General features: G+C 51.0%; 9 protein-coding genes. 8 read left to right on the top strand and 1 reads right to left on the bottom strand.

The genetic code is table 11. The features are described 5' to 3' along the window. Positions 1-391: 391 nt before the first annotated feature. Positions 392-763 (bottom strand): metal-dependent transcriptional regulator, encoded by a 372-nt coding sequence (locus tag FYJ64_RS09135; RefSeq protein WP_154574843.1) that lies wholly within the window; start codon positions 761-763, stop codon positions 392-394. Between the two features lie 798 nt (positions 764-1561). Here FYJ64_RS09135 and FYJ64_RS09130 point away from each other — a divergent pair. From FYJ64_RS09130 to FYJ64_RS09095, 8 genes are all read left to right on the top strand, one after another. Then, the gene (locus tag FYJ64_RS09130) at positions 1562-1771 is read left to right on the top strand and encodes a FeoA family protein (RefSeq protein ID WP_427811187.1); all 210 of its coding nucleotides are present in this window, start codon (positions 1562-1564) and stop codon (positions 1769-1771) included. 13 nt (positions 1772-1784) lie between these two features. After that, positions 1785-2012 (top strand): FeoA family protein, encoded by a 228-nt coding sequence (locus FYJ64_RS09125; RefSeq protein ID WP_154574841.1) that lies wholly within the window; start codon positions 1785-1787, stop codon positions 2010-2012. 134 nt (positions 2013-2146) lie between these two features. Then, on the top strand, positions 2147-4306 hold the full coding sequence (gene feoB, locus FYJ64_RS09120; protein ID WP_154574840.1) for a ferrous iron transport protein B: 2160 nt from the start codon (positions 2147-2149) through the stop codon (positions 4304-4306). 67 nt (positions 4307-4373) lie between these two features. Next, complete coding sequence (locus tag FYJ64_RS09115; RefSeq protein WP_154574839.1) at positions 4374-4571, top strand: FeoB-associated Cys-rich membrane protein; 198 nt, start codon at positions 4374-4376, stop codon at positions 4569-4571. After that, the gene (locus FYJ64_RS09110; protein ID WP_154574838.1) at positions 4568-4918 is read left to right on the top strand and encodes a metal-dependent transcriptional regulator; all 351 of its coding nucleotides are present in this window, start codon (positions 4568-4570) and stop codon (positions 4916-4918) included. The genes FYJ64_RS09115 and FYJ64_RS09110 overlap by 4 nt, the downstream gene beginning before the upstream one ends. A gap of 172 nt (positions 4919-5090) precedes the next feature. Further along, on the top strand, positions 5091-5369 hold the full coding sequence (locus tag FYJ64_RS09105) for a DUF2325 domain-containing protein (RefSeq protein ID WP_075714062.1): 279 nt from the start codon (positions 5091-5093) through the stop codon (positions 5367-5369). Between the two features lie 154 nt (positions 5370-5523). Beyond that, a complete protein-coding gene (locus tag FYJ64_RS09100) occupies positions 5524-6093 on the top strand; it encodes a DUF3793 family protein (RefSeq protein ID WP_154574837.1) in 570 nt (189 codons plus the stop codon). A 25-nt stretch (positions 6094-6118) separates the two neighbouring features. Beyond that, positions 6119-6817: an ABC transporter ATP-binding protein gene (locus FYJ64_RS09095; RefSeq protein ID WP_154574836.1), complete on the top strand. Its 699-nt coding sequence runs from the start codon at positions 6119-6121 to the stop codon at positions 6815-6817. The last annotated feature ends 60 nt before the right edge of the window (positions 6818-6877 follow it).

Below are 6877 nucleotides of genomic sequence, written 5' to 3'. Positions count from 1 at the left end.
ATCATCCTGAAATTGTCTCCGCGAATCAGAGCCTGTTCGATGTAGATACGGTCTGACAGTGTCAGATGCTTGTGGTCACTTTTGATATCTTTACTCATAAAAACCTCCTCATTGCGCAGACAGGTGATCATATGTTCATTATATAGTTGTGCAGGAGTAAATTCAGCAATGTGGAAGTTAGTCTTACACAAATGGAATTTAAAAATATATTTAACGGTCCGCTCCTTCGGCAGGCACAGTAATACCGCATTGTCGCGTCGTCGTCGGTGATTTGCTCATAAACGGTATCTTTTTACCGATTTTTTTTACGGGTGCAAAGAAGGAATCGCATACAAAGAAAAACGCCGCCCGAAAGTTACAAAGGACTTCCGGACGACGTAAGAGAACGCGGTTACTGTCGTTTAGCGCCTGTATACCGACAGAAGGCATCGAAACTCTCTTCGCTGATGTCATGTTCGATTTTGCAGGCATCATCCCGGGCGGTTTCCGGATTTACGCCGATGCTGATCAGAAAGTCTGTCAGCACGCGGTGACGCTCGTAAATGGTTGTCGCTATCTTCATGCCCGATTCGGTCAGCGTGATCAGACCGTCCTGATCCATCGTGATATGACCGCTTTCGCGCAGGTGCCTGGTGGCATAGGAAACGCTCGGCTTGGTAACGCCCAATGCGCCGGCGATATCGATGGAACGGATATAACCGTGCTCCTCCTTCATCATCAGCATAGCTTCCAGATAATCTTCCGCTGATTTATTGATTGCCATAATGTTTCCTCGATTCTTTCTGTTGTAATGCAGATTTTGCAGCTGAATACACCCGGAACTCCGGGAACAGATGCTAAGCGATATCTTATTGTAGAGTATCATAATTCTCTTTGTTTTTCAATAAATTTTCTCCGGGGCATGCTTTGATATGATGCAGCGCCGGGCATGCTTTGATATGATTGACTAATGCACATTGTCTCCGGGCACGCTTTAGCGTTTTGCCGGGAATTCAGTATAATTTGTGATGAAATGAAGCCTATACTGAAGAAATGCAAAATTTATATATGCGGTATTGCCATTATTGCGTATAATATAAGATAAGGTCATTGTATTATAGACATTTCAAGTATATTCGATGGCAGAGCACGCATCAGGCAGTGCGGGCTGATTAAGGCCCGTTAGTAACGGGACGGAACCGTAGAAATCCGGAAATAAGGGTGAAAGAAGGGTGGATGATATGAAAAAAAAGAATAAAAAAGACGGATTCAGGCTTCTTGAAATGAATAAGATGAGCGACGAAAGTATGTATATCAACGTGCAGGAAGAATAGAGGCGAAGATTTTTCTCATCAGCGCTTGACAAAAGCGGTTAGAGATATTAAACTAACAAGTGGTTAGAAAAGGTTAACCGCTGATTTCTGTGAAAGAGTTAGATATAACTAACTATCGCGGACGCCAGTGAATCTGCATGGTCTGCCTGCATCGCCGCCGATAATATCGAGGCGATATTGGGAAGCGGTGCGAAAAATGCGCCCGGCACGGAATTTAAAATGTCTGTAGACGAAGGGAGTTGGCTATGATGCCGATCACATTAGCGAATAAGGGTGATACCGTGGTGATTCGTAAAATAACCGGAGACGATAAGATACGGCAGCACCTCGCCGAACTTGGTTTTGTAGTAGAAAGCAGAGTGACCGTGGTGAACGAGATCAAAGGAAATCTCATCGTTCAGGTAAAAGACGGCCGCATCGCTCTGGACAAGAGTATGGCCAATAGAATTATGATATAGAGGAGGCATGAGCATGAAAACACTGAAAGATGTGAAGGTGGGCGAGACGGTCAGGATTACTCGGATCAACGGCGCGGGACCGACCAAACGGAGAATCATGGACATGGGGCTGACGAAGGGTACGGAGGTTTTTGTCAGGAAGGTAGCGCCCCTCGGCGATCCCGTGGAACTGACGGTCAGAGGGTATGAGTTGTCTGTCCGGAAGGCGGAGGCAGAGATTATCGAAGTAGAGAGGGCGTAGCCCTCTGTTCTTGTTTTGTACAGGAGTTAGGCATATCTAACTAACACGCTGATGCGCACATCGACTGAAAGCGATTAAATATGATTGGAATTTCAGAGCACAGGCTCGGACGACAAAGGAAGGAGAAGTTATTGATGGGTATCAAGATTGCTCTTGCGGGCAACCCGAACTGCGGTAAAACGACGCTGTTCAACGACCTGACCGGAAGCAGCCAGTACGTGGGCAACTGGCCGGGTGTAACAGTGGAGAAGAAGGACGGAAAGCTGAAGGGACATGAGGATGTGATCATCCAGGATCTGCCGGGAATTTACTCCCTGTCTCCCTACACACTGGAGGAGGTCGTCACCAGAAGATATCTGGTCAACGAGCGTCCGGACGTCATCATCAACATTATTGACGGAACCAATATCGAACGGAATCTGTACCTTACGACACAGCTGCTGGAGCTGAACATTCCGGTAGTCATCGCTCTGAACATGATGGACCTGGTTCGGAAAAGCGGTGATTTTATCGACACGGGTAAGCTGCGCGAGCGTCTCGGATGTGAGATCGTTCCGATCAGTGCGGTCAAAGGCGAAGGTGGACTGGCGCTCGCGGAGGAGGCGATCCGCACTGCGCAGAGCAGGGTGCCCGCGGAGCCGCCTCATGTGTTTACGGGCAGCGTGGAGCACGCTATCGCGCATATCGAAGAGTCGATTTCGGGTTTTGTGAACAAAGAAAACCTGAGGTGGTATGCAATTAAGCTCTTTGAACGCGATGAGAAGGTCATCGCAGAGCTGGGGCTGGACCGTTCGCTGATGAAGCATCTGGAGCAGCACATCGTAGATTGCGAAAAGGAAATGGATGACGACGCGGAAAGCATCATCATTAATCAGAGATATGCGTATATCAACACTGTCGTATCGGATTCCATCCGCAAGAAGAGAGCACGTCACGAGCTTTCCGTTTCCGATAAAATCGATCAGGTGGTGACGAACCGTATTCTGGCACTTCCGATTTTTGCCGTTATCATGTTCTTAGTCTATTATATTTCAGTGACCACCATCGGTACGATCGTTACGGATTTTACAAATGATACACTGTTCGGCGCATGGATTCAGCCGGGCGTGCAGAGCGCTCTGGAGGGAGCCGGTGCCTCCGGCTGGGTGGTTTCTCTGGTTGTGGACGGAATCATCGGAGGTCTTGCTGCGCCGATCGGATTTGCGCCACAGATGGCGATCGTGTTCCTGTTCCTCTCGATTTTGGAGGACTGCGGGTATATGGCGCGTGTCGCGTTCATCATGGATCGGATTTTCCGCAGATTCGGACTTTCCGGAAAGAGCTTCATCCCGTTCCTGATTTCTTCGGGCTGCGGAGTACCGGGAATTATGGCGACCAGGACCATTGAAAATGAGAAGGACCGGAGAATGACCATGATGACCACCACGTTCATTCCCTGCGGAGCCAAGCTTCCGGTCATCGCGACAATCAGCGGATATCTGATGGGAGGCGCCTGGTGGGTTGCTCCGACCATGTATTTTGCGGGAATCATTGTCGTCATCGTTTCCTGTATCATCATGAAGAAAATGAAAACGTATGCGGGAGAACCGGCGCCATTCGTCATGGAGCTGCCGCAGTATCATATTCCTTCAGCAAAGGGAGTTCTGCTTCATGTCTGGGAGAGAGTCTGGGCATTCCTGAAAAAGGCCGGAACGATTCTGTTCCTCTGCTGCGTGGTTATGTGGTTCCTGGCGAGCTTTGGCGTCAAGGACGGAACCTTCGGCCTGGTGGATTCGGAGGACAGCCTTCTGGCCGTTATCGGCGGAGCGATTGCATTTATCTTTGTTCCCCTCGGATTCGGGACCTGGCAGGCCGTCGCCTCCTCCCTCAGCGGCTTTGTCGCGAAGGAGGGCATCGTTTCCACCATGGGAGTTTTGTCGGGGCTGGGCGAGATAGAAAGCTACGATTCCACGATGAGAACTGCCTTCGACGGATTCTTTCCGACAAGTATCGCAGCAGTTTCGTTCCTGTTCTTCAACCTGTTTGATTCTCCCTGCCTCGCGGCGATCTCAACGCTTGCGAAGGAGATGGGAAGCAGAAAGTTCTTCTGGTTCGCAATTGCCTTCCAGAATGTGGCGTCCTACATGATCGCGCTGATGGTGTATCAGCTGGGAGGGCTGGCAATCGGGCAGGTTGCGTTCGGCCCAGCGACAGTGGTTGCCCTGGTCGTCGCTGTACTCATTCTCTATCTGCTGTTCCGTCCGGATCCGAACAAAAGAGGACGTTTGCGGGTTCACGAAGGCGCGCCTGCCTGAGCGGCGCGAAATAACTGACGAAGCCCGGCAGGATTGAAATAACAAATCTGAAGAAGGAGTGAGCAATATGACAGATATAATCATTTGTCTGATCGTCGCGGCATTGATGGCGATGGCCGTCTTTCATATCGTTCGCGGTAAGCGGGCGGCGAAGGCCTGCGGTGACCGGTGTGCCGGCTGCTCGATGAGCGGCTCGTGCCACGCGGTGAAAATGCAGAAGGAACTTAAAAGAATGGAGAAAATGAAAAAGGCGGGCGCGAAATGAAGCTCACGAGTTCACATCTTAAATATCTGCTGGCGATTTATGAGATCGCGAAGGAGACGCCTGAGGTATCATCTTCCGGCATCGCCAGAAAACTGTCGGTGTCGAAGCCTTCTGTGTCGACAATGCTGGTATCTCTTCAGGAACGGGGATTTCTGGTGAAGGAGCGGTACGGAAAGGTTCATCTGACCGACAGCGGATATCAGATCGCACGGAGGATCTCGGAAAATGTGGACGCGCTGGTGGACAATCTGCCTAAAACAGGACTGGCGCTGACTTCCGGAGAGATTCACGCGATTGCCTGCATTGTCGCCACGGAAATGCCGGACAAAAACTTTACGTCTGTATAACTGTGCTGGTGCTCCGGGATTCGGCTTTCGCCGAATCCCGCGCCCGCAAGGTCTCAGCGGGAATGCCGGAGATTCAACTTCGGAAAACATATATTTTTTTAAACTCAGGTTAGAGGTGTTTAACCAAATGCGTTGGACAGACTGACCGAGACTGAGGAAATGGAGGATCTAAATGAGCGTAGTAATCATCGGAGGCAATGAGTGCATGATTTGTCAGTACAAGGATCTGTGCAAGGAGTACAACTGCAAAGCGAAGGTGTTTGTAAACTATAATGAGGCGATGAAAAGAAAGATCGGAAGCCCGGACCTGATGGTCCTGTTTACCAGTACGGTTTCGCATAAGATGGTGAAATGCGCTCTGGCGAGAACAAAAGGAAAGGATACGGTGATCGTGCGCTCCCATTCCAGTTCCATGGCATCGCTCAGGGACATTATGGAAAAGCATGCGTAAGACTTCGGGTCCGCTCGCGGGATGGCGAAGAGTGGAGGCCGGACATCAGAACAGCCGCCGGACGTAGAGCGCCTGTCTCGCGGGATGACGAGAAGCGGGCGGACGGACATCAGGGAAGACGCCGGACCGGCATACAGACAGGAAGGAAAGGAATATGACCAGAACATCAGAAGAACTTTTGATTCGTCACTGTTCGCCGACACTGGCGGGACTGAAGACCGGAAACATTTTCACATGTGCCGTGGAGGACAGGGAAACCCTGTATCGTGATCTGCGTGAGCTGAACCGGATGCTTTCGCCGAAAGGGCTGCGCATTCTGCCGCTGCGTCATTCGGCGGAGAAAGCCATGCTGTATCTGTTTCGTCCGGCTCACCTCGCATCAGACCTGGAGGATCCGCGAGCCAGACGCATTCTGAACAGCTGCGGCTATTGCACTGACACGGTGAACGGATGTCTAATCCAGATGATGCAGAGAATGCGTCGTCTGGAAGGAAACCGGAGCTTTCCCCATGAGATTGGACTGTTTCTGGGTTATCCTCCGGAGGACGTGCGGGGGTTCATTGAAAACGGTGCAGAGGGCTGTAAATTTTCAGGGTGTTGGAAGGTTTACGACGATGAGGAACAGGCCCGGAAAATCTTCGATCGTTTTCGGAAGTGTACTCGTGTCTATACACGGCAGCTGACCTGCGGGAAGTCGCTGGATCGGCTTGCGGTTTCAGTGTGAACAGATATTCTGGGAGGGAAAACTGATGTATCTTGAAATGAATCACATCTTCAAGTCTTTTGGAGATGGGGAGAGTCGCACGGAGGTTCTGCATGACATTACCTGCGGCGTTGAGGCGGGCGATATCTGTGTACTTCTGGGGCCTTCCGGTTCCGGAAAGTCTATACTGCTGAACATTCTGGGAGGCATTGAAACTGTGGACAGCGGTTCGGTCTGTATCGGAGGAGATGAGATCATCGGGCTGGACGAGAACGGCCTGTCGCGCTACCGACGCAGGCATCTGGGCTATGTGTTCCAAGCGTACAATCTGATTCCGAATCTGACTGTGAGAGAGAACATCGAGGTGGGGGCGTATCTGAGCGATCGTCCCCTTTCAGTGGATGAGCTGCTGCAGGTTCTCGGCCTGTGGGAGCACAGGAACAAAAAACTCAATCAGCTCTCCGGAGGACAGCAGCAGCGAACCTCCATCGGTCGTGCGGTGGTAAAAAAGCCGGACGTGCTTTTGTGCGATGAGCCTACGGGAGCTCTGGATTACAAAACCTCCAGGGAAATTCTGAAGTTGATCGAGGATGTCAATAAGATGTACGCGACTACCGTGATTCTGGTGACGCATAACGATGCACTGCGAAGGATGGCGGATCAGGTTCTGCGTCTGCGTGACGGGAGGATCATGGAAAACACGCGCAATGCGGCGAAGCTCAGAGCTGCGGATCTGGAGTGGTAACTGCCGCCGGAGATGCGTGACGATAACAGATGCTGAGGCTCTGAGACGGTAACGGCCGCC

The sequence above is a fragment of the Hornefia butyriciproducens genome, from assembly GCF_009695915.1.
Classification (GTDB): domain Bacteria; phylum Bacillota; class Clostridia; order Peptostreptococcales; family Anaerovoracaceae; genus Aminicella; species Aminicella butyriciproducens.
Note: the sequence above shows the minus strand (reverse complement) of the source record. Positions and strands in the feature narration are given on the sequence as shown.